Raw genomic sequence first — 24,487 nt, 5'->3', positions numbered from 1 at the left:
TCAGGCGGAATGGGAGGAAACGAAGTCAGCCAGCTCGGGCGGCAGCTCGGCACGCAGCTCTACGCGCTCGCCACTGGCGGGATGGTCAAACTGTAGCCGCCATGCGTGAAGGAACATGCGCCTAAGGCCTTGCTTGTGCAGGCGCTTGTTCAGGTCGAAGTCGCCGTACTTGTCATCGCCCGCGATCGGGTGCCCCTGGGACGACAGGTGCACGCGGATCTGGTGCGTGCGCCCGGTCTTGATGGTCACCTCCAGCAGGCTCATGGCCGGCAGGCCCTGCAGTGGGCTCGGCGCCAGCAGGCTGCGCACCTTGACCAGGGTGATGGAGCGCATGCCGTCGGGGTCCTGCGGCGTGGTCACGCGCACGCGGCGCTCGCCATCCTCCTGCAGGTACTTGTGCAGCGGCGTGTCGATGACCTTCTTGTTGGCCGGCCAGTGGCCCGTGACCAGGGCCAGGTAGGTCTTGCCCGTCTCGCGCCCGCGGAACTGGTCCTGCAGGTGCGTGAGCGCCGAACGCTTCTTGGCCACCAGCAGGATGCCCGAGGTCTCCCGGTCCAGCCGGTGCACCAGCTCCAGGAACTTCGCCTGCGGCCGCGCCTGGCGCAGCTGCTCGATCACGCCGAAGCTCACGCCGCTGCCGCCGTGCACGGCCACGCCGGCGGGCTTGTCCAGCGCGATCAGGTGCTCGTCCTCCAGCAGCAGGGGGAATTCGCGCGCGGGCGCGGGGCGCTCGGCCTTGTCCTGCGCCCTCTCGGACAGGCGCACGGGCGGCAGGCGCACCAGGTCGCCCGCGGCCACGCGCGCGTCGGCGCTCGTGCGCCCCTTGTTCAGGCGCACTTCGCCGCTGCGGATGATGCGGTAGACATGCGTCTTGGGCACCCCCTTGAGGTGGCGTATCAGAAAGTTGTCGAGCCGCTGGCCCTCGGATTCGGTGTCGACCTCGACGATGCGGGCCACCGGAGCGTCAAGCGGGGCGCGGCTCGCGGCCGGTTTGCCCCCTATAATGTGTTTCACCTGCGCGACGAATGTGTAAGTGGTTGATTTGTCTGGAGTTTAATGGACACGGCCCGACTCGGCGCGCAGTATGGTCGATGCCAACGGGCGTCGTGCGCACAGATTGCAGGCCGGATGCCCGCGATGACCCGCACGCCGAGCGGCAGGCTGACAAATTGAAACACTGAATACGGAATCCCAAGCTGGCACCCGCCCCACCAGGGCGCGGCGGCCAGCGGATCAAAGCGAAAACATGTGGGTATTGCTGGCATGGATGGTGTCACTGTGGCGGGGGCGTCAGCCTTTGCCATTGGCACAAAAATCGCCCGCAACGCCCGTCCGGCAAGCGCCAAAAGCTACACCTTTCGTAGCACGTCTGCGCACCGTCCGGCTCGCCCCCATCCACGCGCCCCCACCCTGCCTGCGGAGTTAGACACTTCCGCAGCCGCGGGGCATCCCGGCCATTCCTTTCGTTTCGATGCGTCAGCCCAGGCATTCCCGGCTCCCTTAGAGCCAGTTTTGGTTTGGAACCGGCGGGACGCGCCACTGCAGCCATGAATCAGCGCTGCGCGTCGGCCCGCCTGATAACGCAACGAAAAGGACACGCATCATGAAGCGGATGCTCATCAACGCCACGCAGCCCGAAGAACGGCGCCTGGCCATCGTCGACGGCCAGAAGCTGCTCGACTACGAAATCGAGATCGAAGGCCGCGAACAGCGCAAGGGCAACATCTACAAGGCCGTCGTCACCCGCGTCGAGCCATCGCTGGAGGCCTGCTTCGTCGACTACGGCGAGGACCGCCACGGCTTCCTGCCGTTCAAGGAAATCTCCAAGCAGTATTTCGCCGAGGGCGTCTCGCCCTCCCAGGCGCGCATCAACGACGTGATCAAGGAAGGCCAGGAGCTGCTGGTCCAGGTCGAGAAGGAAGAGCGCGGCAACAAGGGCGCGGCCCTGACCACCTTCATCAGCCTGGCCGGCCGCTACGTGGTCCTGATGCCCAACAACCCCCGTGGCGGCGGCGTGTCGCGCCGCATCGAGGGCGACGACCGCGCCGAGCTCAAGGAGGCGATGGACCAGCTCGAGTACCCCAAGGGCATGTCCATCATCGCGCGCACCGCCGGCATCGGCCGCACTGCGCCCGAGCTGCAGTGGGACCTGAACTACCTGCTCAAGCTGTGGAACGCCATCGACGGCGCCGCCAAGGCCGGCAAGGGCGCCTTCCTGATCTACCAGGAATCCAGCCTGGTGATCCGCGCCATCCGCGACTACTTCAACAGCGACATCGGCGACATCCTGATCGACACCGACGACATCTACGAGCAGGCGCACCAGTTCATGGCGCACGTCATGCCCGAGCATGCCGCCCGCGTGAAGCGCTACCGCGATGACGCACCGCTGTTCTCGCGCTTCCAGATCGAGCACCAGATCGAATCGGCCTACTCCCGCACCGTGACCCTGCCCTCGGGCGGCGCCATCGTGATCGACCACACCGAGGCCCTGGTGTCGGTGGACGTGAACTCCGCCCGCGCCATCAAGGGCGGCGACATCGAGGAAACCGCCACCCGCACCAACCTGGAGGCCGCCGACGAGGTCGCCCGCCAGATGCGCCTGCGCGACCTGGGCGGCCTGATCGTCATCGACTTCATCGACATGGAGGAGAGCAAGAACCGCCGCGAGGTCGAGAGCCGCCTGCGCGACGCGCTGCGCCAGGACCGCGCCCGCGTGCAGTTCGGCTCCATCAGCAAGTTCGGCCTGATGGAAATGAGCCGCCAGCGCCTCAAGCCGTCGCTGTCCGAGGGCGCGCACATCCGCTGCCCGCTGTGCGACGGCACCGGCCACGTGCGCGACACGGAAGGCTTCTCGCTGCAGATGCTGCGCATGATCCAGGAAGAGTCCATGAAGGACAACACCGCCGCCGTGCACTGCCAGGTGCCGGTGGAGGTGGCCAGCTTCCTGCTCAACGAGAAGCGCACCGAGATCGCCAAGATCGAACTCAAGCAGCGCGTCTCCGTGGTGCTGATCCCCAACAAGACGCTGGAGACGCCGCACTACAAGCTCGAGCGCCTGAAGCACGACGACGCGCGCCTGGAAAACCTGGACGCCAGCTACAAGCTGGCCGACGAGGTGGAAGACCAGACCAAGGTCACGCGCCGCTCGCAGGAGCCGACCAACAAGCAGACCCCGGTCATCAAGGGCGTGCTGCCCGATGCCCCCGCCCCCGTGGCCGAGCCGCGCCCCGAGGGCGCGCCCGCCCGCAATGGCGCGCGCAACCAGGGCCAGCAGCGCACAGCAGCGGCGGCCCCCGCACCGGCACAGCAGCGCCCCACGCCCGCACCGGCACCGGAGCAGGGCTTCTTCGCCTGGCTCAAGAGCCTGTTCGGCTTCGGCGCTGCGCCCGCACCGGCACCCGCCGCCGCACCGGCTCCCCAGCCGGCCGAGCCGGGCGCACGCAACGAGCCCCGCCGTGACGGCCGCGGCGACCGCAGCCGCCGTGGCGGCGAACGCGGTGGCGAGCGCAGTGAACGCGGCGAGCGCAACGGCAACCGCGAAGGCGGCAGCGGCGAAGGCCGTGGCCGCCGTGGCGAGGGCCGGGGCGGTGAACGCCAGGCCGAGGGCCGCGACAGCCGCGAGCCCCGCAACGGCCGTGACGGCAGCCGCGACGGCGAAGGCCGCCGCGAACCGCGCGAGGGCCGAGGCGGCCGCGAGCGTGGCGAGCGCAGCGCACAGGCCCCGCAAGCCGTGCAGTCAGCCGCAGACCTGGCGCCCGTGAACGCCGGCCTGGCGACCACCGACAACGTCGAGGTCGCACCGACCGAAGACCGTGGCGACCGCGCACCGCGCAGCGGTGAGCGCCGCGAGCGTGGTGAACGCGGCGGCGAGCGCCGTGAACGCGGCGAGCGTAGCGAGCGCCGCGAGCGCGGCCCACGCACCGTCGACGCCAACGCCCCCGCTGCACCCGCAGCAGGCGCCGACTTTGCCGACACCTCGCCGATGGCCTCGCTGCCCGACCTGGACCTGACGGCCGGCGAAACCGCGCCCGCCGCCGAAGGCACCACCGCCGGTGGCGAGGAGCGCCGCGAGCGCCGCTCGCGCGACCGCTACGGCCGTGACCGCCGCGAGCGTGGCGAACGCGGCCCGCGCAGCGGCGACGCCGGCGCCCCCGCCGGCGACGCGCAGCCCGCGGCCCCGCTGATGGAGTTCGACGCGCCCGCCACGGCAGCCGAGGCCGATGCCCCGGCACAGGAGCCCGCCCGCCGCAGCTACTTTGCCGCGCCCGGCGCCGCCCCTGCCGCAGCGGAAACGCCCGCGCCCGCTGCCCCCGTGGCGCCCGCCCCGGTGGTCGAGCAGGCCCCCGCCGAACCGGCGCCGGAACCCGTGGTCGCGCCGGCACCGGTGGCCGCCGCTCCTGTGGCAGCCCCGGTGGCGCCCCCGGCACCGGTCCAGGCGCCCGCCGCCGGCGTCATGCCGCGCGTGCAGCCCTTCACGCTGCCCGTGGAGTCGCTGATGCAGGTGGCGCAGGCCTCGGGCCTGGCGTGGGTCAATTCCGACGCCGAGAAGATCGCCGCCGTCCAGGCCGCGATCGCCGCCGAGCCCCAGCCCGTCCACGTGCCACGCGAGCGCCCGCCCGTGGTGGTGCTGGATGAAGGCCCGCTGGTGCTGGTGGAAACCCGCCGCGACCTGCGCGACCTGCAGCTGCCGTTCGAGAAGGAAGGCACGTCCGCCTGAGGCCCCCCGCCTCGCGCAACGGCACCGGGGGCATACGCCCCCGGTTTCGTTTCATCCTTAAAAAAAATAGCTACCCACGCTTGATGCACAAGGGCTGAAGGCCGATTTGGCTTGAAAACGAGCAGCCCGGTTCACGGAGTTCCGCCATGCTGTTCCTGCTGTCGCCCGCCAAGTCGCTGGACTACGACACGCCCCTGCCCGCCGACCTGCCGCACACGCAGCCGCAGTTCGTGCCCGACGCCACGCGCCTGATCGCGGTGCTGCGCGAGAAGTCGCCGCAGGACATCGCCTCGCTCATGTCCATCAGCGACCCGCTGGCCGCCCTCAACGTGGCGCGCTATGGCGCCTGGCAGCCGCGCTTCACGGCCGCCAACTCGCGCCAGGCCGTGATGGCCTTCAACGGCGACGTGTACGAGGGCCTGCAGGCGCAGACGCTGTCGCGCGACGAACTGGACTGGGCCCAGCAGCACCTGGCCATCCTCAGCGGCCTGTACGGCGTGCTGCGGCCGCTGGACCGGATGCAGCCCTACCGCCTGGAGATGGGCACGCGCCTGGCCACCGACGCGGGCGCCAACCTCTACCAGTTCTGGGGCGCGCGCATCGCCGAGCACCTGAACCAGCGCCTGGCCGCCGACACCACGCCGGTGGTGGTGAACCTGGCCTCGCAGGAATACTTCAAGTCCGTGGACCGCAAGGTGCTCAAGGCGCGCGTGATCGACTGCGTGTTCGAGGACTACAAGGGCGGGCAGTACAAGATCATCAGCTTCCACGCCAAGCGCGCGCGCGGCCTCATGGCGCGCCACGCCATCCGGCAGCGCGTGACGACACCGCGACAGCTGGAGGGTTTTGACCTGGAGGGCTATGCTTTCCATCCCGCAGGCTCCACGCCCGAGCGCCTGGTTTTCCGCCGCCGTACCTCCAGCAGCTAACCCGCCACTTTCCTGGATCTGCCCATGAAGCACGCCGTCGAAACTGCGCACTACCCCGCCACCCAGCCGCTGGACCAGCCCTTCCAGGCCGCCATCCGCGAAGGCTGGGGCGTCTGGATCTCCTTCATGCGCGAGGAGTTTCTGAAGGCCACCTTCACCCGGCGCGCCGACGCCGACGCCTTTGCCGCCCAGCACACCCACGGCGGCCAGCGCGGCCTGGTGCGCCGCATGTGGCTGCTGGTCAACGAAACGGCGGGCGAGGCCTATGTGCTGGGCTCCGACGCCTCCCAGCCCCTGCAGGGCGTGGACCTGGATTTCCGCCACCACCAGCGCCTGCAGACGCTGCGCAGCGACGTGCTGTCCCGCCTCAGCGACGCCGAGCTGCAAGTCCTCGGCCTCAAGCGGAGTTGACCACCATGTCGACCCAAAGCCCCTCCTCCCAGCCCATCACGGCCGAACTGCGCCAGTGGATCATCGACCAGGCGAGCACCGGCATTGCCGCGCCCGCGCTGATCCAGGCCATGCGCGAGGCCGGCTGGCACGAAGACGCGGCCGTCCAGGCCGTGGAGCAGGTGCTGCGTGCGCACCTGGACTCCGTGGCGCAGCAGCGCGGCCTGCCGCCCGCCGTGCCGGTGCCCGACCCGGACATCGCGGACTCGCCACTGCGCATCGACGTGGGCGACCGCCAGGTCGAGGTGCTCATGGCCATGGCCAACCCGCGCGTGGTGCTGTTCGGCAACCTGCTCTCGCCCGAGGAGTGCGACGCGCTGATAGACGCTGCCCGCCCGCGCATGGCGCGCTCGCTCACCGTGGTCACCAGCACCGGCGGCGAAGCGGTCAACGACGACCGCACCAGCGACGGCATGTTCTTCCAGCGCGGCGAGAACGCGATCGTGAAGACGCTGGAGGAACGCATCGCGCGCCTGGTGCGCTGGCCCGTGGAGAACGGCGAGGGCGTGCAGGTGCTGCACTACCGCCCGGGCGCGGAGTACAAGCCGCACTACGACTACTTCGACCCGAACGAGCCCGGCACCGCCACCATCCTGCGCCGCGGCGGCCAGCGCGTGGCCACGCTGGTGATCTACCTTAACGAGCCCGCCAAGGGCGGCGGCACCACCTTCCCCGACCTGCCGCTGGAGATTGGCCCGCGCCAAGGCAATGCCGTGTTCTTCAGCTACGAGCGCCCCCACCCCTCCACGCGCACGCTGCACGGCGGCGCGCCCGTGATCGAGGGCGAGAAGTGGATCGCCACCAAGTGGCTGCGCGAGCACGAATTCAAGTAAAAACAGGCTTCAGCGCTTGACCTTCAAACGCTGAATGCTATATTTTCAATAGCAAACTTCATGGCCAGCACGAACACCCCCGCGCAATCGCAACTGGGCAAGGCCTCGGCCTACGCCGACCAGTACGATGCCGCGCTGCTCTTTCCCATTGCACGCCAGGCCAAGCGCGCCGAGATCGGTATCGACGGCGCCCCGCCCTTCTTCGGGGCCGACCTGTGGACCGCGTTCGAACTGTCCTGGCTCAACCCGCGCGGCAAGCCGCAGGTGGCGATCGCCCACATCACCGTGCCCTGCGAGACGCCGAACATCATCGAGAGCAAGTCCTTCAAGCTCTACCTCAACAGCTTCAACAACACGCGCTTCGCCAGCGAGGCCGAGGTGCGCGCGCGCATCCGCGCCGACGTGAGCGAAGCCGCCTGGCGCGGCGCCGCGCAGGCGGGCTCGGTGGGCGTGTCGCTGGTGCTGCCCGAGGCCTTCGACCGCGAGCCCGTCCACGAACTCGACGGCCTGCTGCTCGACCGCCTGGACGTGGAATGCACGCAGTACCAGCCCGCCCCCGAACTGCTGGGCGCCCAGCACGACGAGGCGCCGGTGACCGAGACGCTGGTAAGCCACCTGCTCAAGAGCAACTGCCTGGTCACGGGCCAGCCCGACTGGGCCAGCGTGCAGATCCACTACAGCGGCGCGCAGATCGACCAGGCCGGCCTGCTGCAGTACCTGGTGAGCTTTCGCAACCACAACGAGTTCCACGAGCAGTGCGTGGAGCGCATCTTCATGGACATCTGGGCGCGCTGCCGCCCCATCAAGCTGGCCGTGTACGCGCGCTACACGCGCCGCGGCGGGCTGGACATCAACCCGCTGCGCACCAGCCACCCCCAGCAGCTGCCGCACAACGTGCGCACGGCGCGGCAGTAGGCCCGTGCGCCTCAGGCGGGCGTGCGCGCCCCGCGCTGCGGCACGCGGGCCAGCTGCGCCAGCGCGTTCAGGCAGGCGCTGGCCACCTCTTCGCCCTTCTTGACGAAATGCGCGCGGAAGAACGCGCGGTGCTCCTCATGCCCATGGAAGTCGTGCGGCGTGAGCACGGCGGAGAACACGGGCACGCGCGTGTCGAGCTGCACGCGCATCAGGCCATCGATCACGGCGGCGGCCACGAAGTCGTGACGGTAGATGCCGCCATCGACCACCAGCGCGCAGGCCACGACGGCATCGAACTGGCCGCTGTGCGCCAGCTCTTGCGCCAGCAGCGGAATCTCGAACGCGCCCGGCACCTCGAAATGCGCCACCTGCTCGGCGGGCACGCCGCGGGCGACCCAGGTGGCCATGGCCGCATCGCGCGCCTGGTGGACGATATCGGCATGCCAGAGCGCGCAGATCAGCGCAATGCGCGGCTGCGTGGCAGAAGAAAAGGCCAAGGAAGCAACTTCAGACATCTGATTCATGGTGAATTCCAAAGGAGGGAACATGAACCAGGGCGCGCACGCGAAGCCATGCCAGCGGCCCGCCTGCAGGCGGACCAGGGGCATGGGGTTTCGCGCTCTCTTGCATCCGGACTGTGACCGTCGGCTCTGGCATCGCACCAGATCTGCTGACCCCCACGGCCACCCAGGACCGCGGGGCGCTCGCGGGCTTGCGCAGGTGACCCCGCGCTTACCGCCGGTGGGGAATTCCACCCCGCCCTGAGAACGCTTGCCAACACCCGCGCAGCTGGCACGGGACCGGCCGGGTCATTGTAAGCAGCCTGGTGCCCTGCCTCACCCGGCCGGGCCTGCCCCTGCGCGCCGCGTTAGCCCGCGCCAGGGTGCCTAAAGACGGAACACGTCCACGCTGCGGCGCAACGCCACGGCGCCGTCACGCAGCGACTGGGCGGCGGAGGCCGATTCCTCCACCAGCGCGGCGTTCTGCTGGGTCACGCTGTCCAGCTGGGCCATGGCCTCGTTCACCTGGCCGATGCCCAGCGACTGCTCGCGCGTGGCCGTGGAAATCTCGCGTACCTGGGCGCTGACGCGCTGCACGGAACTCACCATGTCCTCGATGGTGCGGCCCGCCTGGGCCATGCGCTGGTTGCCGTCGGCGATGCCGGCCGTCGTCTGGTGGATCAGGCCGCTGATTTCCTTGGCGGCCGTGGCGCTGCGCTGCGCGAGCGCCCGCACCTCGCCCGCCACCACAGCGAAGCCCCGGCCCTGCTCGCCCGCGCGCGCGGCCTCCACCGCCGCGTTGAGCGCCAGCAGGTTGGTCTGGAAGGCGATGCTTTCGATCACGCCAATGATCTCGCCCATGCGCGCGGACGACTGGCGGATGCGCTCCATGGACTGCCCCACCTCGGCGATCGCCACGCCGCCGCGCCCCGCCACGGCCGCGCTGCTGTCGCTCTCGGTCGCCATGCGTTCGGCCGCATCGGCCGTCTGGGTCACCGTGCCCGTCAGCTCCTCCATGGCCGCGGCGGTCTCCTGCAGGTTGCCGGCCTGCGCCTCGGTACGCGCCGACAGCTCTTGCCCACCATGCGACACCTGGGTCGCGGCCGAGGAAAAGCCCTGCACCTCCGTGCGCACGTCACCCACCACGGCGCGCAGGTTCACCTGGATCTGTACCAGCCGGCGCATCAGCGCGCCCAGCGATGCCGGATAGTCGGTGCGCACGCTGGTGGTCAGGTTGCAGCCGGCGATGTCACCGGAGAAGCGCTCGGCCGCTTCCAGCGCGGCCGAGAAATTGCGGTGGAAATACCCCAGCATGGCGCCCGCGATCAGGCCCAGCGCCGCGACGCGCCAGGCCACGGCCGCCCCGCCCTGCAGGCCCAGCATGTCGGGCAGCAGCACGGCCACGGACAGCAGCGCCAGCATGAGCGCCATGCGCACCGTGAGGCCGAAGCGCTCCATGCGCTGCAGCCAGCCGCGCGGCCCGCCGTGCAGCAGCTCGCCCCCGCGCAGCACCAGTGTGGCCTGGCCGGCCTGCGCCTCGGCGCGCATGCGTGCGTACAGATCTTCGGCCGCGGCCACCTCGTCGGCCGATGGCTTGGTGCGCACCGACATGTAGCCCGTGGGTTTGCCGCCCTCCAGCACCGGCGTGACGTTGGCGCGCACCCAGTAGTGGTCGCCGTTCTTGCGGCGGTTTTTCACCAGCCCCGTCCAGGGCTTGCCCCGGCCGATGGTCGCCCACATGTCCTTGAAGGCCGCGGGCGGCATGTCGGGGTGGCGAACCAGGTTGTGGGGCTGGCCGATAAGTTCCTCGTAGCCATAGCCGCTCACCCGCGCGAAGGCGGCATTGCAGTGGGAGATTTCACCCCGCGTGTTGGTGAAGGAAACCAGCAACTCGTCGCCGGGAAAGTCGAACGCCTGGCCCGTGACGGGTGTGTTCACACGCATGCAGCACCTCTAAAAAAACAATGGCCCCTGAGGCGGGCCATTGGCTACATTAAAAGTAATCGAGTGTAACTACGATGAAGGCCTTCTGCAGGCTGCCGGCCCGGCGCGTTCACGGGTCCTGGAACAGCGGCGCGCTCTCGCCCCAGCCCGGCGGCTGCGGCGCGGCGGCGCTGGCCTGCGGCTGCAGGTTGCCCACGCGCACGCCCAGCAGGCGCAGGCGCCGGTCCAGCGGCACGCGCTTGAGACACAGCCCGGCCACGCGGCGGATGGTGGCCGCGTCCTGGGTGAAGTCGGCCACGGTCTGGTCGCGCGTGGCGATCTTGAAGTCGTCGAAGCGCAGCTTGATGCCGATGGTCTTGCCCACATAGCCCTTGCGCCGCAGGTCGCCGGCCACCTGCTCGCACAGCGCGGTGAAGATGCGGCCCAGTTCCGCCCGGTCGTGCACGGCGTGCAGGTCGCGGTCGAAGGTGGTCTCGCGGCTCATGGAGACGGGCTCGCTCTCGGTCACCACGGGGCGCTCGTCGCGGCCCCAGGCGGCCTCGTGCAGCCAGGCGCCGTAGGCGCGCCCGAAATGCGCCAGCAGCCACTCGCGCGGGCGCTCCGCCAGCTCGCCAATGGTGTGTATGCCGTGGCCCTGCAGCTTCGCCTCGGCCTTGGGCCCCACGCCGTTGATCTTGCGGCAGGCCAGCGGCCAGATCAGCGGCTGCAGGTCGCCGGGCTGCACCACGGAGATGCCGCTGGGCTTGCGGAACTCGCTGGCCATCTTGGCGATGAGCTTGTTGGGCGCCACGCCGACGGAACAGGTCAGGCCCGTGGCGTCGAAGATGGCCTTCTGGATCAGCCGCGCCAGCACCCTCCCGCCCTCGCGCTGGCCGCCGGGTACCTGCGTGAAGTCGATGTAGACCTCGTCCACGCCGCGGTCCTCCATGACCGGGGCGATGCCCAGGATGATTTCCTTGAAGCGCCGGGAATAGCGCCAGTACTCGGCGAAGTCCACGGGCAGCAGGATGGCCTGCGGGCACAGGCGCGCCGCCTTCATCATGCCCATGGCCGAGCCCACGCCGAACTGCCGCGCCGCGTAGGTGGCGGTGGTGATCACGCCGCGGCCCGCATAGTCCTTGAGCAGCGGGAACGCCTCCAGCGGAATGTCGGCCAGCCGCCCCGCGAAGCGCGCCGCCAGGGCATCGTCCTCGCTGCGGCGCCCGCCGCCGATGACCACCGGCAGGCCCTTGAGCTGCGGGTAGCGCAGCAGCTCGACGGAGGCGTAGAACGCATCCATGTCCAGGTGGGCAATGCGGCGGGGAAGGTCGGCGGCGGTCACGGCCGCCATTGTTGCCCGTGCCGCACGGGGCGCGCAGGCGGCGGCGTCAGAGCCCTTGCAGGCAGATCAGCACCAGCCCCACCAGCATCAGCGCCATGCCGACCTTCTCGGGGCGCGTGAACGACTCGCTGAGCAGGCGGCGCGACACCAGGTAGCTGAACACCACCTCCACCATCCCCAGCGTGCGCACGGCCCCCGCGCCCTGCATGGCATAGGCCGTGAACCAGGCCAACGACGCCGCCGCCCCCATGCTGCCCGCCACCAGCGACATGCGCCAGGCCGGCCACAGGGGCGCCAGGCCCCTCTCGGTCCGGAAGGCCACCCAGGCCCCCAGCCCCAGGGTCTGCAGCGCCTGTGCGATCAGCACGCCCCAGGCGCCCGACAGCCAGGGCGTCTGCGCCCCCAGCGCCAGCGCCGCGCCGCGAAAGCCCACGGTGGCGATGGCAAAGCAGGCGCCGCAGGCCAGGCCGTAGAGCGCCGGCCGGCTCAGCCACGCCGCCAGCGACAGCAGCTGCCCGCGCGGCGGCAGCGACAGCATGAGCACGCCCAGCGTGGCCACCACCATGGCCAGCAGCGCCAGCGGGGTGGGCAGTTCGTGCAGGAACACGCTGGCGAACAGCGCCACCTGCAGCACCTCGGTCTTGGACAGGGTCACGGCCACGGCGAAGTTGCGCTCCTTCATGGCCAGCAGCAGCGCGGCCGTGGCCGCCACCTGGAAGAACGCGCCCAGCGCGATCCACCCCAGGTAGGCGGCGCTGAAATGGGGCACGGCAGGTGGCTGGTCCGGCCACCAGTACAGCAGCGCCAGCCACGCGCCGGCGAACGGCAGGCCGTAGAGAAAGCGCACCAGGGTGGCGGGCAGCGTGCCGAGTTCGGCAGTCAGCGAGCGCTGGGCCGTGTTGCGCACGGTCTGCGCCAGCGCGGCGAACAGCACCACGGGCACCCACAGCCAGGGCGCGACGGTTGGAAGGGCGGAGGTCATGCGCCGTCGAGCATAGCCAGCGCCGCCGCCGCGCGCCGCGCCGATTGGCGAGGGCGGCCTCAGCGCCCGGCGATGGCGCGCGTCATGCCGCTCTTGAGCAAAAACAGCCCGCAGCGCCCTTGCATCAGCGCAAGTAGCTATTAAATATATAGCAAACTCAAGCCTGCAAGGCCGTGGGATAGGTGCCGGGGATGAGGATGGAACGGTCCACGTTCTGGATGTCGGTGTGGCCGCAGAAGGCCATGGTCACGTCCAGTTCCTTGTGGATGATTTGCAGGGCCTTGGCCACGCCGGCCTCGCCGAACGCGCCCAGGCCATAGACCATGGCGCGGCCGATCATGGTGCCGCGCGCGCCCAGGGCCCAGGCCTTGAGCACGTCCTGCCCGCTGCGAATGCCGCCGTCCATCCACACCTCGGTCTGCGTGCCCACGGCATCGACGATGGCCGGCAGCGCGCTGATGGACGACGGCGCGCCGTCAAGCTGGCGCCCGCCGTGGTTGCTGACCACGATGGCGTCGGCGCCGTGCTGCGCGGCCAGGCGCGCGTCTTCCACGTCCATGATGCCCTTGAGGATCAGCTTGCCGCCCCACTGCGCCTTCACCCAGGCCACGTCGGCCCAGGACAGGCGCGGGTCGAACTGCTCGTTGGTCCACGCGGCCAGCGAGTTCATGTCGGACACGCCCTTCACATGCCCCACCAGATTGCGGAAGGTGCGCCGGCGCGTGCCCGCCATGCCCAGGCACCACTGCGGCTTGGTCATGAGGTTGATGATGTTCTTCAGCGTGGGCCGCGGCGGCGCCGTGAGACCGTTCTTGATGTCCTTGTGGCGCTGGCCGATCACCTGCAGGTCCAGCGTGAGCACCAGGGCACTGCACTTGGCGTCCTTGGCGCGCTGGATCATGCGGGCCATGGCGTCGCGGTCGCGCATCATGTAGAGCTGGAACCAGAACGGCGCGCTGGTGTTCTCGGCGATGTCCTCGATGGAGCAGATGCTCATGGTCGAGAGCGTGAACGGAATGCCGAACTTCTCGGCCGCGCGCGCGGCGTGGATCTCGCCGTCGGCATGCTGCATGCCCGTCAGGCCCACGGGCGCGATGGACACGGGCATCTTCGCCTGCTGGCCCACCATGGTGGTGGCCGTGGTGCGGCCCTCCATGTTCACCGCCACGCGCTGGCGCAGCTTGATGCCGTGGAAGTCGGACTCGTTGGCGCGGTAGGTGCCCTCGGTCCAGGCGCCGGAATCGGCATAGTCGTAGAACATGCGCGGCACGCGCTGCTGCGCCACAACGCGCAGGTCTTCAATACAGGTGATCTTGGAAAGGTCGGCCACGACGGCTCCTCGGGGATGGGTGCAAACGGCAAGCCACGCATCGTAGCCCCAGGCGCCCCGGGCCGGCCTGAAGGCTTTTGCGCGGGCCGTGAATTTTTTTACTGCGCGGGAACGATCAGCGCCACGCGCCGGTTTTCCTGGCGCGCGGCCTCGCTGGTGCTGGCGACCAGCGGGCGGCTCGCGCCATAGCCGCGCACGTCGATCTGCTCGCGCGGGATGCCCGTCTCGGCCAGCACCTGGGCCACCGACTGGGCGCGGCGCAGCGACAGGCGCTCGTTGTAGTCGGCCTGGCCCTGGTCGTCGGCATGCCCTTCGACGCGCAGCGTGCGCACGCCCACATCCACCAGCGCGCGGCCCATGCGCATCAGCACCTCACGGCGCGCGCTGGTCACGGTGTCGGAATTGAAGTCGAACAGCAGCTTGCCCGACATCTGCAGCTCCCAGCCCTCGTCGGTCTGCACGAAGCCCTGCTCGCGCAGCACCTGGGCACGGCGCGCGGCCTGTGTGTCGGCGGCCGCCGGCGGCGGGCTCTGGCATGCGCCCAGCGCCAGCACGGCGGCGCACAGCCACAGCAGGCGCAGAAAAAAGCGGGAAGGGGTTGGCATCGTCATCATTTCCATGTTTCCTTTAGAACGTGTCTGCGTTCTGCACATCCGTCACCCGCCGGCCCCGGCGGGCTTTCACTTCGTACATGGCGGCGTCGGCGCTGCGCAGCAGCGATTCCATGTCGGCACCCTGCTGCGGGAACACGGCCACGCCCGCGCTCACCGCCGGCTGCAGCACGCCGCCCCCGTCCAGCACCAGCGGCGCGCGCATGGCGGCCGCCACGCGCTCGGCCAGGTCCCCGGCCTCGGCCTGCGCGGCGCCAGGCGCCATGACCACCGCGAACTCGTCGCCGCCCAGGCGCGCGGCCACGTCGCCGGTGCGCAACTGCGCCTGCAGGCGGCGCGCCACCTCGATCAGCAGGGCGTCGCCCGCGGCATGGCCGTGGGTGTCGTTGACCTGCTTGAAGCGGTCGCAGTCGATGAACAGCAGCGCCATGGTCTGGCCCGTGCCCCGCGCCCGCGCAATGGCCGCCTGCAGGTGCTGCTCGAAATGGGCGCGATTGGGCAGGCCGGTCAGGCTGTCGTGCAGCGCGCGGTAGGTCAGCTCGGCGTTCTTTTGCCGCAGCAGCGCCTCGCGGTGCTCCAGTTCGTCCAGCAAGGCATTGAAGTCGTCGCCCAGCTCGCGCAGCTCGGCCAGCCGCGCCGGCGGCACGCGCAGGCCCGTGCTGCGCTCGCGCCGCACCGCGCGCGCCACCTGCGCCAGTGCCTGCAGCGGCGTGACCAGGTTGCGCAGCATGCGCCGCGCCAGCAGCAGGCCCACCGCGCCGCTGACGGCCGTGCAGGCGAGCAGCGCTGCCAGGCCGGTGAGCACGAAGTTCAGCAGCGCCTGGCCATCGCCCTGCAGCTCCACCTCGCCCATGGGCTCGCCCTCGTAGCGGATGGGCGCCACCGCCGGACTGGGCAGCACCCAGCGCGCCAGCGCCCGTCCCGTGCTGGCGCGCAGGCTGGGCGCGCCGCCCTGCCACTGCGTGAACACGCGGCCCTGCGCGTCGCGCACCACGGCGTGGGCCACGCCCTCGCGCGCCAGCATGTGCGCCAGGGCCTGCTGCGCGTCCTGTACGTCCTTGAAGACCACCGCCGCCTCAACCGTGTAGGCCACCGAACGCGCCATCAGCTGCAGGTTGCTTTCCAGGTGCGCGCGCAGCGCCACCAGACCCGCCAGCAGCAGCAGCGTCCCCGCCAGCGCCATAGCCATCAGCGCCATGCCCAGGTGCGCGCGGCGCACCACGCCGCGCAGGGTGGAGGACCGGAACGCCGCTCCGTGCCGCTGGTCCATCAGCTGGCACCCTTGCGCCGCGCAAGCTGCAGCACGCGCGGGTTGACGCGCACGCCGCTGCGCGCCACGGAGTCGAGATTGGTCTCGAAGCCCACGCCGCTGCTGCGCACGTCCAGGCAGAACATGCAGCCGATCAGGCACAGCTCCTGCCGCTCGCTGATGGACAGCAGCGGCTGCGCCTCCAGCCTGCTGCGCAACTGGCGCCAGGCGGCATCGTCCAGCACGCCGGCGTACACGCCGTCGCACTGCGACAGCAGCTCGGCGTCGTCCAGCCGCATGCGGCGCACCTGCACGGTGCGATCGCCGGGCAGCGCGCCACCCTTGAGCAGTTCGTCCGCGTACTCCGTGGGACCGACCACGCACAGCCGCACCGTCTGCGGCGCGGAGGGCCAGCGCGTGTAGCCCAGAATGCCCAGCACCGTCTGGGCCACGGCCCGCGACTTGTCGTCGGTGACGATGTCCTGCGCACGCGCCGCACCCACGGCCAGCCACAGCGCACACAGCGCCACCAGGGCACGCAGGAAGAAAGGGGGAATCGCCACGCCGAGGCCTTTCGAAACAGTGGGTAACAGTGTAGCGATCCGATCACTCACGACGGCGCACGCCCGCGCCGCGCACCTCGATCTGGACCTGGTCCAGCACCTGGCCGCGCGCGTCCACCAGTTCCACGCGGTGACGGCCGGGCCAGGGCAGCCAGGCCCACCGGGCGCCCCGCGCGCCCTGCCCGGCCGGCTTGCCGTTGATGCGCCAGCGCAGGGCCGCTGCGTCCGCGCCGCTCGCCGCGAACTGCAGGCGCTGGCGCGCGGGCGGAATGTCCGGATCCAGCGCGACGATGGTGCCCGGCGCGGGCACCAGGATGCGTGCCGCCGCCGTGGCATCGGTTCTCAAGCCGTTTTGGCCTCTGGCGCCCGTCCCATCAGCGCCAACAGCTATTGAATCAATAGCAAAAAGCGCTTGCTGCGTGCCGCGCATAAACCATTCCTGGCGGGCGCTCTCCAGCCACCCGCCGCCCTCCTGCGGCCCGAAGCGCACCGCCTGCTGCACCACGCCGGCGGGCGGGCGCGGCGCGCGGCTGGGCGTGGTGCGGTGCAGCCAGTGCATGACATCGGCCCAGATGGGGGCGGCGCCGCTGGTGCCGCTCACGTCGTGCATGGCCGCGCCGCTGGCGTTGCCCACCCACACGCCCACGGTGTAGCGCGCCGACCAGCCCACGGCCCAGTTGTCGCGCATGTCCTTGCTGGTGCCGGTCTTCACCGCCGTCCAAAAGCGCGTGGCCAGCACGCTGTCGGTGCCGAAGGTGCGCACGCGGGCGTTGGCGTCCGACAGGATGTCGCCCACGATGAAGGCCGCCCCCGCGTCCAGCGCCTGCGCCGGCGCGCCCGGCCCGGCCAGGCGCGGCGCGGTCGCATAGGCCACGGGGCCGACGCGCCCGCCGTTGGCCAGCGCGCGGTAGGCATTGGCCAGGTGCAGCAGCGGCACCTCGCTGCTGCCCAGGGCCAGGCTGTAGCCGTAGTAGCCGCCGGACTCCGGCAGCGGCAGGCCCAGGCGCCGCAGCTGGTCGAAGAAGGCGTCGGGCGTGACCATCACCAGCGTGCGCACCGCAGGCACGTTGAGCGAGGCCGCCAGCGCCGTGCGCGCCGACACCCAGCCCTTGAACTGCCGGTCGTAGTTCTGCGGGATGTACAGGCCGCTGGCCGTGGGGATGTGGGCCGGCGAGTCGTGCACCAGCGAGGCGGCCGTGAGCCGCCGCTCGGCGATCGCCTGCGCGTACAGGAAGGGCTTGAGCGTGGAGCCCGGCTGGCGCAGGGCCAGCACGCCGTCGACCTCGGCCGCCTGGCTCAAGGGGCCGGACGACCCCACCCAGGCCAGCACCTCGCCCGTGGCGTTGTCCAGCACCACCAGCGCGCCGTCCTCCGCGTTGCGCCCGTGCAGCTCGCGCAGGTGGCGCGTGAGCGTTTCCAGCGCCACGCGCTGCAGCGGCGCGCTGAGCGTGGAGCGCAGGCGCTGCGGCGGCACGCCCGGCTCGCCGTCCGCGCGCTGGCGCGCCAGCTGGCGCAGCACATGGCGCGCAAAGTGCGGCGCGATGCCCTCGCTCGCGTCGTAGGCACGGCGCTGCAGCGCCGCGGTGGTGAACAGGTCCAGCGCATCGCAATCGCCCGCGGCGCCCTGGCCCATGTCGCGCAGCACGCCGCAGGCGCGCCGGGCCACCAGCGCCGGCCGGGCGTTGGGCGCGCGCACCAGGGCCACGGCCACGGCGGCCTCGCGCGCGTCCAGGCCGTGCGCGGCCTTGCCGAACAGCGTGCGCGACAGCGCGTCGATGCCCACGATCTCGCCGCGAAACGGCACGAGGTTGAGATAGGCCTCCAGGATCTGGTCCTTGCGCCAGCGCCGGTCCAGCACCTGCGCGGCCACGGCCTGGCCGATCTTCTGCGTGACCGTGCGCCTGCCCGGCCCCTGGCGCCAGTCGCCGTCGAGCAGGCCCGCCAGCTGCATGGTGAGGGTGCTGGCGCCGCGCGTGCGCTGGTTCCACAGGTTGCCCCAGGCCGCAGCCGATACCGCCGCCCAGTCCACGCCGCTGTGCTCGTAAAAGCGCCGGTCCTCGCTGAGCACCAGCGCCTGGCGCAGCGCGGGCGACACGTCGGCCAGCTGCAGCCAGCGGCCGCGGCGCACGGTGGCGTCGGTGCGCAGGCGCTGCAGCACCTCGCCCTCGCGCGAGAGCACCAGCGTTTCGGAGGAGCGGAAGTCGGCGCGCACCTCGTCGAAGCTGGGCAACGCCAGCGCGGGCAGCGCACAGGCCCACAGCGCCAGCGCCGTCCCTGCGGCACGCAGGCGCTGAAGAAAGCGGGGGAGAGAATCGGGGAATGCGGAATGCGCGGACATGCGGTGCGGCAGCTTATCAGGCCCATGCGGCTGGCCCCAGGCCGGCGCATGGACAACGCGCACGCCTTTGCGTAGATTGCGCCGCAGCGCGAATTCAATCCACATCAAGCCTTGTCTGGAGATTGCGATGGGCTGGTTGATCACCAAATACGCACTCACGGCGGCCGTCGTCGTGCTGGTTTCGGAAGCCGCCAAGCGCAGCGACAAGCTGGGCGGGTTCATCGCTGCCCTGCCCATGGTCACGTTCCTGGCGCTGATCTGGCTCCATGTCGAGAAGCAGCCCCAGGCCAAGATCGCCAACCATGCTTGGTACACGTTCTGGTACGTGGTGCCCACGCTGCCCATGTTTCTCGCCTTCCCGTTCCTGCTGCCCCGCCTCGGGTTCTGGCTGACCCTGCTGGCCAGCCTGGGCATCACGGTGCTGTGCTTCGGGCTGTTCGCCCTCGCGGCGCGCCCCTTCGGCATCGACCTGCTGCCGTGACGCAGGCGCGGTGCGCCTCCAGGCCGTTCCGGTTCAGGCGCCGGCGCGCAGGCGCGCGGCGTCGCACCAGCGCTGCGCCACCCGGGGCGAGGTGGTGCACACGGCGTCGTGCGTGGCCGTGGTCACGGCGCGCTCCAGCAGCTGGATGTCGGCCTCGTGCTGGCGCGCCACATGCGGGTCCTCGAAGAAGATGGCGCGGTGGCAGCGGCGCTCCAGCACCAGGTCGGCGATCTGCGCGTCGCCGCCCAGCGGGCCGCTGTTGAACCGCTGGACCCAGGGCTGCCCCTCGGGCCAGCCACGGCTCCAGGCCAGCTCGTTCAGGCGCTGGCCCGTGGTGCCCGTGGCCACGCGCCGGTGAAAGCGCGACAGCAGGTCGAAGTTGCGGTCGGCGAACTCCAGCATGGCGCCCTTCATCGCGTCGTGGGCGATCAGGGCCAGGGTCTGGGCGCCGTAGTCGTGGAAACGGTCGGCGTTGCGGTCGGCGGGCAGGCCCGCGTGGATGCGCTCCATCTCCACCCAGTCGCGGGCGCTGGCCACGGTGGAGATGAAGGGCTTGCCGTGGATCACGCACTGGCGCTTGAGCGCCAGGGCCTCGGGGAAGATGGACGACGGGTCCACCGGATCAATGAGGTAGATGGCGCCGTCCAGCGTGCGGCCCTCGCCCTCCATGCCCACGACCTCAGCCACCAGCTTCATCAGCCCGCCCTCGCGCCCGTAGGGGTAGCGCACCAGGGGGCGGTAGCCCTGCAGCATGCCGGCGGCGGCGATCGCATCGTAGGTGCGGCCCACGGCATGCAGGCCCAGCCGCAGTTCGCGGATACCCGCCTCGCAGGCACGCAGCAGGGCGAACAGCGCGGCGTCTTCGGTGTGGTGGTGCAGGCGGTTGGCGGCAAGACCCATCAGCATGGTGCGGCGGCTTCCTTCGGTGGTTTGGGGTGGTTGGTGGTTGGAGCGGTGGCCCGTGCGCCGAGCATAGTCGCTGGCAAGGCCCGCGCCGCCCTGCGGCCGGGGCCTCGGCCGCTTTGATACGGATCAAAACCCTGCTGGCGCCGTGTCACCACACTGAGTCCGTTGTCCGCGCACCGTTCCCACGCCATGAGCAAGAAGTTTCCGCTGAACCCCGCGCGCCCCGAGCTGATCTGCTGGGGCTGCGACCGCTACTGCGCGGCGGATGCGATGGCCTGCGGCAACGGGTCGGACCGCACGCAGCACCCCGCGGAGCTGTTCGGGCCCGACTGGGCCGAGTGGGTGCCGCCCGCAGAGCCGCCCAGGGACAAGCCGCCTCACCCCAGCGACAGCAGCACGGGCTGATGGTCGGAGGCCTGTGTGGCGCCATCCACGTGCATGGCGCGCACCCGGTCCCGCAGCGAATCGCTGACCCACACGAAGTCGCAGGCCAGGGGCTCGGGCGCGTACTGGCGGTCGAACACGCAGAAGGTGGGCGGCTGGGCCGTGTCCGGATGCAGCAGGCGCCAGGCATCGTGCAGCGGCGGCCCGCCCGCGCGGGTCCAGCCGGCGGCCTCGTGGGGCGCCAGCGGCGCGGCGATGGCCGCGTACTCGGGCTCGTGCGCCTGCAGGTTGAAGTCGCCGCACAGGATGGCGTGGGGCGTGTGGGCCTTGTTCTGGAAGGGCGTGCCGTCGGCCGCATCCTCGGGCGGCTGCGCCGCCTGCGCGCAGGCCTGCAGGTGCAGCGCGCGCAACGCCAGCGCCTGGGCCATGCGCTGGGGCTTGGAGTAGTACTCCAGGTGCGTGGTCATGATGCGCACCGGGCCCAGGGCCGCGTCGCGCACGGTGAGCACGCTGCACATGCGCGGCATGCTGCGCACGCCCGCGTCCGGCGGGTACGGCAGCGGGTGGTGCTGCAGCTGCAGCACGGGCAGCCGCGTGGCGATGAGGTTGCCGAAGCGCTGGCGCCCCGCGCCGGTCCATTCGTCCACCGCCGCGCCGAAGAACACCTGCCAGCCCGCGGGCAGCGCGGCCCGCACCTGGGCCACCTGGTCGCCGGGCGCGCCCGCCAGGCCCGGGTAGTGCACGGCGATTTCCTGCAGGCACAGGACATGAACGTCGCCCAGGGCCAGCGCCTGCCGCACGATGCGCTGCACGTCCACGCGGCCGTCCAGGCCGCAGCACCATTGGGTGTTCCAGGTGACGAGTTGCATGCCGCACTCCCACGCCGCCTGCGGCGGCAATGATTCAAAAACAATAGCTACCCGCGCTTGATGGACGGTCGCTGGAGGCCTATTTGACCAAAACTCTTACTTGATGCCCGCGCGCATGAAGCTTTGCACGAACTGGCGCTGAAAGAGTATGAAGCCGATGAGCAGCGGCGCGGTGGACATCAGCGTGGCGGCGGTGATGGTGGACCATTCCACGCCCTGCTCCACCGACGAGAACACCTGCAGCCCCACCGTGAGCGGGCGCGACTCCACACTGTTGGTGATGATGAGCGGCCACAGGAAGTTGTTCCAGTGAAAGCTCACCGACACCAGCGCGAACGCGGTGTATACGGGCCGGGCCAGCGGCACGTAGACGCGCCACAGGATCTGCAGTGCGCTCGCGCCTTCCACGCGCGCGGCCTCGTCCAGCTCCTTGGGGATGCCCATGAAGGTCTGGCGCAGCAGGAAGATGGCGAAGGCCGAGGCGAAGTACGGCAGGCCGATGGCCACCAGCGAATCCACCAGGCCCAGGCGGCCCATGGTCTTGTAGTTCTCGACCAGCAGGATGTCGGGCATGACCATGAGCTGCACCAGCACCAGCGCAAAGGCGACGTTCTTGCCGCGGAACTCGTAGCGCGCGAAGGCGTAGGCGGCCAGCGTGGACAGCACCAGCTGCGCGCACAGGATGAGGGTCACCAGCGCCATGGTGTTGAGGAAGTAGCGCGCGAAGGGCGCGGCCTCCCAGGCGCGGCGGAAGTTGTCCAGCGTCCACGGCGCCGCCAGGTCGAAACGCGTGGCGTATTCCGCGGGGTGGAAGGCGGTCCACACGGCATAGGCCAGCGGCAGCACCCACGCAACGGCCAGCGCCCAGGCGGCCAGGGTGTCGAGCCAGGTGGCCCCGTAGAGCTGCGGGCCGGTGTTGCGGCTTGTCATTTGTAATGCACCCGCTTGTCGAGCACGAAAAACTGCACCAGGGCCACGCTGGCCAGCACCACGACCAGCACCACGGTGAGCGCGGCGGCGTAGCCCGTGTCCCAGAACTTGAAGCCCACCTCGTACAGGTGGTAGAGCAGCAGCGTGGAGGCGTTGTCCGGCCCGCCGCGCGTGAGGATGAAGATGTGGTCCACCAGGCGGAAGGCGTTGATCACCGCGTTGACCAGCACGAACAGCGTGGTGGGCATGAGCAGCGGCCACTGCACGCGACGGAAGAAATACCAGCGCGAGGCGCCCTCGATGGCCGCCGCCTCCTTCAGGCTGGGGTTCAGCGTCTGCAGCGCGGCCAGGTAGAAGATCATGAAGAAGCCGGCCTCCTTCCACACGGCCACCAGCGTCACGCAGGCCAGGGCCGTGGCGGGGTCGCCCAGCCAGTTGCGGGACGGCAGGCCGAAGGCGCCCGTGATCTGCTCCAGCAGCCCGTACTGCGGCGTGTAGAAGAACAGCCAGATGTTGGCCACGGCGATCATCGGCAGCACCGTGGGCGTGAAGTAGGCCATGCGCACCAGCGTGCGCCCGGCCATGCGTTCGTTGACCCACAGGGCCATGAGCAGCGCCAGGCCGATGGACAGCGGAATGGTCGCGCCCGCAAACCACAGGTTGTTGCGCACGGCCTGCCAGAAGACCGGGTCCTGCGCCATCACCTGGTAGTTCTCCAGCCCCACCCACGCGCCGGGCCGGCCCGCGCGCGGGGTGGCGTGGAAGCTGTCGATCAGCGTGGCCAGCGCGGGCCAGTGCGTGAACGCGACCAGAAGAACCAAGGCCGGAAGCAGCAGCAGCCAGGCGTGCACGGCACGCTGGCGGCTGCCCGCATCCGGCGTGCTGTGCATCGCCGGCATGGGGGCTTACTGGTAGCTGCGCAGGATGCGGTCCGCCTCGCGCTGGGCGTCCTTCATGGCCTGGGCCGAGGTCTTGGTGCCGTTGATCGCGGCCTGGATGGCGTCGTTGAGCACCTTGGTCACGCGCTGGTTCTCGTGCGTGGAGAACTCGGCCACCGACACGGGCAGCTGGTCGCGCGCCACCAGGGCCGCGGGGAATTCCTGGCCGTACTTCTTGAGCGCGGGCGTGTCATACGCCGCCGGCGACACGGCCACGTAGCCGCTGTCCATGCTCCACTGCGCGGCGCGCTCGGGCTGGGTAATCCACTTGGCGAACTCGAACGCGGCCTGCTGCTGCTCCTTGGGCGCCTTCTTGAAGATGTAGAAGTTGCCGCCGCCGGTGGGCGAACCCTTGCGCAGGTTGCCGGCGATCTGCGCCACGCCGAAGTCGAACTTGGCGTTGTTCTTCACGTTGGTCAGGTTGCCCGTGGTGGTGATGATGATGGCGGCCTTCTTCTCGAAGAAGTCCTTGGGGGTCGTGCCCCACTCCACCACGCCCTTGGGATGCACGCCGTCCTTGGCCAGGTTGACCCAGAAGTCCAGCGCCTCGACGACCTTGGGGTGGTCGAAGGTGACCTGGGTGCCGGCCTCGTTGGCCAGCAGCACGCCGTTGGGCGTGGTCAGCGTCTGCAGCATCCAGTAGGCGAAGCCCGTGGAGGGAATCTGGATGCCGTACTGCGTGACGTTGCCGCTGGCGTCCTTCTTGGTGAGCTTGTGCGCGGCCTCCTTCAGTTCCTTCCAGTTGGTCGGCGCCTTGCTGGGGTCCAGGCCCGCCTCCTTGAACGCTTCCTTGTTGTAGTACATGACCACCGTGGAGCGCTGGAACGGCACGCCCCAGGTCTTGCCGCCCGTCTGGCTGTTGGCCATGAAGGCGGGGTAGAAGCCCTTGAGCCAGGCCTTGTCGGCGTCGGTCTTCACGAAGTCGTCGATGGGCGCGATGGCGTCCTCGTCGATCAGCGTGAACATGTCGGTGGACAGCAGCACCGAGGTGGCCGGCGCCTTGCCCGACTTGTGCGCCGTGAGCGCCTTGACGATGGTTTCCTGGTAGGTGCCCGCATAGATGGGCGTGACCTTGATGCCGGGGTGGGCCTTGTTGAATGCCTCGGCGTAGCCGTCGATCACCTTGGTGATGGGGCCGCCCACGGCCACGGGATAGTAGAACGGCACTTCCACGGGCGTCTGCGCGACGGCCGCGCCGGCGCACAGCGCCATGGCCGCGACGGCCGGAGCGGCCAGGGATTTCAGAAACGTCTTGCGTTGCATGGGAGGACTCCTGAGGTCAGGCGGGTGATGA

The 24,487-nt window shown here is 70.3% G+C and carries 22 protein-coding genes and 1 riboswitch; of the genes, 7 read left to right on the top strand and 15 right to left on the bottom strand.

Annotated elements, in window-relative coordinates:
- Complete coding sequence (locus BP68_RS11540; protein ID WP_496371827.1) at window positions 1-1,014, bottom strand: RluA family pseudouridine synthase; 1,014 nt, start codon at window positions 1,012-1,014, stop codon at window positions 1-3.
- Window positions 1,015-1,603: 589 nt separating this feature from the next.
- Here BP68_RS11540 and BP68_RS11535 point away from each other — a divergent pair.
- From BP68_RS11535 to queF, 5 genes are all read left to right on the top strand, one after another.
- Window positions 1,604-4,720 (top strand): Rne/Rng family ribonuclease, encoded by a 3,117-nt coding sequence (locus BP68_RS11535; RefSeq protein ID WP_496371825.1) that lies wholly within the window; start codon window positions 1,604-1,606, stop codon window positions 4,718-4,720.
- 146 nt (window positions 4,721-4,866) lie between these two features.
- Complete coding sequence (gene yaaA, locus BP68_RS11530) at window positions 4,867-5,649, top strand: peroxide stress protein YaaA (protein WP_496371823.1); 783 nt, start codon at window positions 4,867-4,869, stop codon at window positions 5,647-5,649.
- A 24-nt stretch (window positions 5,650-5,673) separates the two neighbouring features.
- The gene (locus BP68_RS11525) at window positions 5,674-6,060 is read left to right on the top strand and encodes a hypothetical protein (protein ID WP_496371821.1); all 387 of its coding nucleotides are present in this window, start codon (window positions 5,674-5,676) and stop codon (window positions 6,058-6,060) included.
- Between the two features lie 5 nt (window positions 6,061-6,065).
- Window positions 6,066-6,932 carry a 2OG-Fe(II) oxygenase gene (locus BP68_RS11520; protein WP_496371819.1) on the top strand — a complete coding sequence of 289 codons (867 nt, stop codon included), beginning with the start codon at window positions 6,066-6,068 and terminating at the stop codon, window positions 6,930-6,932.
- Window positions 6,933-6,992: 60 nt separating this feature from the next.
- Window positions 6,993-7,847 carry an NADPH-dependent 7-cyano-7-deazaguanine reductase QueF gene (gene queF / locus BP68_RS11515; RefSeq protein WP_496371817.1) on the top strand — a complete coding sequence of 285 codons (855 nt, stop codon included), beginning with the start codon at window positions 6,993-6,995 and terminating at the stop codon, window positions 7,845-7,847.
- A gap of 11 nt (window positions 7,848-7,858) precedes the next feature.
- On the opposite strand, the gene BP68_RS11510 is transcribed toward queF, so the two are convergent.
- The 9 genes from BP68_RS11510 to pbpC all read right to left on the bottom strand — a co-directional run bounded on the left by BP68_RS11510 (window position 7,859) and on the right by pbpC (window position 18,685).
- Window positions 7,859-8,371: a 6,7-dimethyl-8-ribityllumazine synthase gene (locus BP68_RS11510; RefSeq protein WP_496371815.1), complete on the bottom strand. Its 513-nt coding sequence runs from the start codon at window positions 8,369-8,371 to the stop codon at window positions 7,859-7,861.
- Window positions 8,372-8,461: 90 nt separating this feature from the next.
- Window positions 8,462-8,620: riboswitch (FMN riboswitch) on the bottom strand.
- A gap of 114 nt (window positions 8,621-8,734) precedes the next feature.
- Complete coding sequence (locus BP68_RS11505; protein ID WP_496371813.1) at window positions 8,735-10,291, bottom strand: methyl-accepting chemotaxis protein; 1,557 nt, start codon at window positions 10,289-10,291, stop codon at window positions 8,735-8,737.
- A 109-nt stretch (window positions 10,292-10,400) separates the two neighbouring features.
- A complete protein-coding gene (locus BP68_RS11500) occupies window positions 10,401-11,621 on the bottom strand; it encodes a Y-family DNA polymerase (RefSeq protein WP_496371811.1) in 1,221 nt (406 codons plus the stop codon).
- 37 nt (window positions 11,622-11,658) lie between these two features.
- On the bottom strand, window positions 11,659-12,594 hold the full coding sequence (locus BP68_RS11495; RefSeq protein ID WP_496371809.1) for an EamA family transporter: 936 nt from the start codon (window positions 12,592-12,594) through the stop codon (window positions 11,659-11,661).
- A gap of 157 nt (window positions 12,595-12,751) precedes the next feature.
- Window positions 12,752-13,924, bottom strand: a complete 1,173-nt coding sequence (locus BP68_RS11490; RefSeq protein ID WP_496371807.1) for an alpha-hydroxy acid oxidase — start codon at window positions 13,922-13,924, stop codon at window positions 12,752-12,754.
- Between the two features lie 98 nt (window positions 13,925-14,022).
- Entirely contained in the window at window positions 14,023-14,538 is a 516-nt protein-coding gene (gene yfiB, locus BP68_RS11485; protein ID WP_496371805.1) for an outer membrane lipoprotein YfiB, read from the bottom strand.
- 13 nt (window positions 14,539-14,551) lie between these two features.
- A complete protein-coding gene (dgcN, locus tag BP68_RS11480) occupies window positions 14,552-15,805 on the bottom strand; it encodes a diguanylate cyclase DgcN/YfiN (protein WP_496371803.1) in 1,254 nt (417 codons plus the stop codon).
- The gene (gene yfiR / locus BP68_RS11475; protein ID WP_496372091.1) at window positions 15,805-16,326 is read right to left on the bottom strand and encodes a regulatory sequestration protein YfiR; all 522 of its coding nucleotides are present in this window, start codon (window positions 16,324-16,326) and stop codon (window positions 15,805-15,807) included. Before yfiR ends, dgcN begins: the two co-directional genes overlap by 1 nt.
- Window positions 16,327-16,390: 64 nt before the next feature.
- Window positions 16,391-18,685, bottom strand: a complete 2,295-nt coding sequence (gene pbpC / locus BP68_RS11470; protein ID WP_496371801.1) for a penicillin-binding protein 1C — start codon at window positions 18,683-18,685, stop codon at window positions 16,391-16,393.
- Between the two features lie 127 nt (window positions 18,686-18,812).
- Between pbpC and BP68_RS11465 the strand changes: the two genes are divergently transcribed.
- Window positions 18,813-19,166 carry a DUF3147 family protein gene (locus BP68_RS11465; RefSeq protein ID WP_496371799.1) on the top strand — a complete coding sequence of 118 codons (354 nt, stop codon included), beginning with the start codon at window positions 18,813-18,815 and terminating at the stop codon, window positions 19,164-19,166.
- A 33-nt stretch (window positions 19,167-19,199) separates the two neighbouring features.
- Here the strand turns inward: BP68_RS11465 and BP68_RS11460 are convergent, their stop codons facing one another.
- The gene (locus tag BP68_RS11460) at window positions 19,200-20,072 is read right to left on the bottom strand and encodes a methylglyoxal synthase (protein WP_496371797.1); all 873 of its coding nucleotides are present in this window, start codon (window positions 20,070-20,072) and stop codon (window positions 19,200-19,202) included.
- Window positions 20,073-20,261: 189 nt separating this feature from the next.
- On the opposite strand from BP68_RS11460, the gene BP68_RS11455 reads away from it, so the two are divergent.
- The gene (locus BP68_RS11455; protein ID WP_496371795.1) at window positions 20,262-20,477 is read left to right on the top strand and encodes a DUF3079 domain-containing protein; all 216 of its coding nucleotides are present in this window, start codon (window positions 20,262-20,264) and stop codon (window positions 20,475-20,477) included.
- Here BP68_RS11455 and BP68_RS11450 read toward each other — a convergent pair.
- From BP68_RS11450 to BP68_RS11435, 4 genes are all read right to left on the bottom strand, one after another.
- Window positions 20,450-21,325 (bottom strand): endonuclease/exonuclease/phosphatase family protein, encoded by an 876-nt coding sequence (locus BP68_RS11450; RefSeq protein ID WP_496371793.1) that lies wholly within the window; start codon window positions 21,323-21,325, stop codon window positions 20,450-20,452. The two genes, BP68_RS11455 and BP68_RS11450, sit on opposite strands and share 28 nt — an antisense overlap.
- 96 nt (window positions 21,326-21,421) lie before the next feature.
- Window positions 21,422-22,255, bottom strand: a complete 834-nt coding sequence (locus tag BP68_RS11445; protein WP_496371791.1) for a carbohydrate ABC transporter permease — start codon at window positions 22,253-22,255, stop codon at window positions 21,422-21,424.
- Entirely contained in the window at window positions 22,252-23,154 is a 903-nt protein-coding gene (locus BP68_RS11440) for a carbohydrate ABC transporter permease (RefSeq protein WP_496371789.1), read from the bottom strand. The genes BP68_RS11445 and BP68_RS11440 overlap by 4 nt, the downstream gene beginning before the upstream one ends.
- 6 nt (window positions 23,155-23,160) lie before the next feature.
- Window positions 23,161-24,456 (bottom strand): ABC transporter substrate-binding protein, encoded by a 1,296-nt coding sequence (locus tag BP68_RS11435; protein WP_496371787.1) that lies wholly within the window; start codon window positions 24,454-24,456, stop codon window positions 23,161-23,163.
- Window positions 24,457-24,487 lie beyond the last annotated feature (31 nt).

The sequence above is a fragment of the Diaphorobacter oryzae DSM 22780 genome, assembly GCF_059568935.1.
The sequence above is the reverse complement of the archived record's forward strand: the minus strand, read 5'-3'. Positions and strand labels throughout refer to the sequence as shown.

Coding starts and splice junctions, on each gene's coding strand:
- BP68_RS11455 (WP_496371795.1), top strand. CDS start 20,262: ATGAGCAAGAAGTTTCCGCTGAACCCCGCGCGCCCCGAGCTGATCTGC.
- BP68_RS11460 (WP_496371797.1), bottom strand. CDS start 20,072: ATGCTGATGGGTCTTGCCGCCAACCGCCTGCACCACCACACCGAAGAC.
- BP68_RS11510 (WP_496371815.1), bottom strand. CDS start 8,371: ATGAATCAGATGTCTGAAGTTGCTTCCTTGGCCTTTTCTTCTGCCACG.
- yaaA (WP_496371823.1), top strand. CDS start 4,867: ATGCTGTTCCTGCTGTCGCCCGCCAAGTCGCTGGACTACGACACGCCC.
- BP68_RS11500 (WP_496371811.1), bottom strand. CDS start 11,621: ATGGCGGCCGTGACCGCCGCCGACCTTCCCCGCCGCATTGCCCACCTG.
- BP68_RS11520 (WP_496371819.1), top strand. CDS start 6,066: ATGTCGACCCAAAGCCCCTCCTCCCAGCCCATCACGGCCGAACTGCGC.
- dgcN (WP_496371803.1), bottom strand. CDS start 15,805: ATGGACCAGCGGCACGGAGCGGCGTTCCGGTCCTCCACCCTGCGCGGC.
- pbpC (WP_496371801.1), bottom strand. CDS start 18,685: ATGTCCGCGCATTCCGCATTCCCCGATTCTCTCCCCCGCTTTCTTCAG.
- BP68_RS11535 (WP_496371825.1), top strand. CDS start 1,604: ATGAAGCGGATGCTCATCAACGCCACGCAGCCCGAAGAACGGCGCCTG.
- BP68_RS11505 (WP_496371813.1), bottom strand. CDS start 10,291: ATGCGTGTGAACACACCCGTCACGGGCCAGGCGTTCGACTTTCCCGGC.
- queF (WP_496371817.1), top strand. CDS start 6,993: ATGGCCAGCACGAACACCCCCGCGCAATCGCAACTGGGCAAGGCCTCG.
- BP68_RS11450 (WP_496371793.1), bottom strand. CDS start 21,325: ATGCAACTCGTCACCTGGAACACCCAATGGTGCTGCGGCCTGGACGGC.
- BP68_RS11435 (WP_496371787.1), bottom strand. CDS start 24,456: ATGCAACGCAAGACGTTTCTGAAATCCCTGGCCGCTCCGGCCGTCGCG.
- BP68_RS11445 (WP_496371791.1), bottom strand. CDS start 22,255: ATGACAAGCCGCAACACCGGCCCGCAGCTCTACGGGGCCACCTGGCTC.
- BP68_RS11525 (WP_496371821.1), top strand. CDS start 5,674: ATGAAGCACGCCGTCGAAACTGCGCACTACCCCGCCACCCAGCCGCTG.
- yfiB (WP_496371805.1), bottom strand. CDS start 14,538: ATGATGACGATGCCAACCCCTTCCCGCTTTTTTCTGCGCCTGCTGTGG.
- BP68_RS11495 (WP_496371809.1), bottom strand. CDS start 12,594: ATGACCTCCGCCCTTCCAACCGTCGCGCCCTGGCTGTGGGTGCCCGTG.
- BP68_RS11440 (WP_496371789.1), bottom strand. CDS start 23,154: ATGCCGGCGATGCACAGCACGCCGGATGCGGGCAGCCGCCAGCGTGCC.
- BP68_RS11465 (WP_496371799.1), top strand. CDS start 18,813: ATGGGCTGGTTGATCACCAAATACGCACTCACGGCGGCCGTCGTCGTG.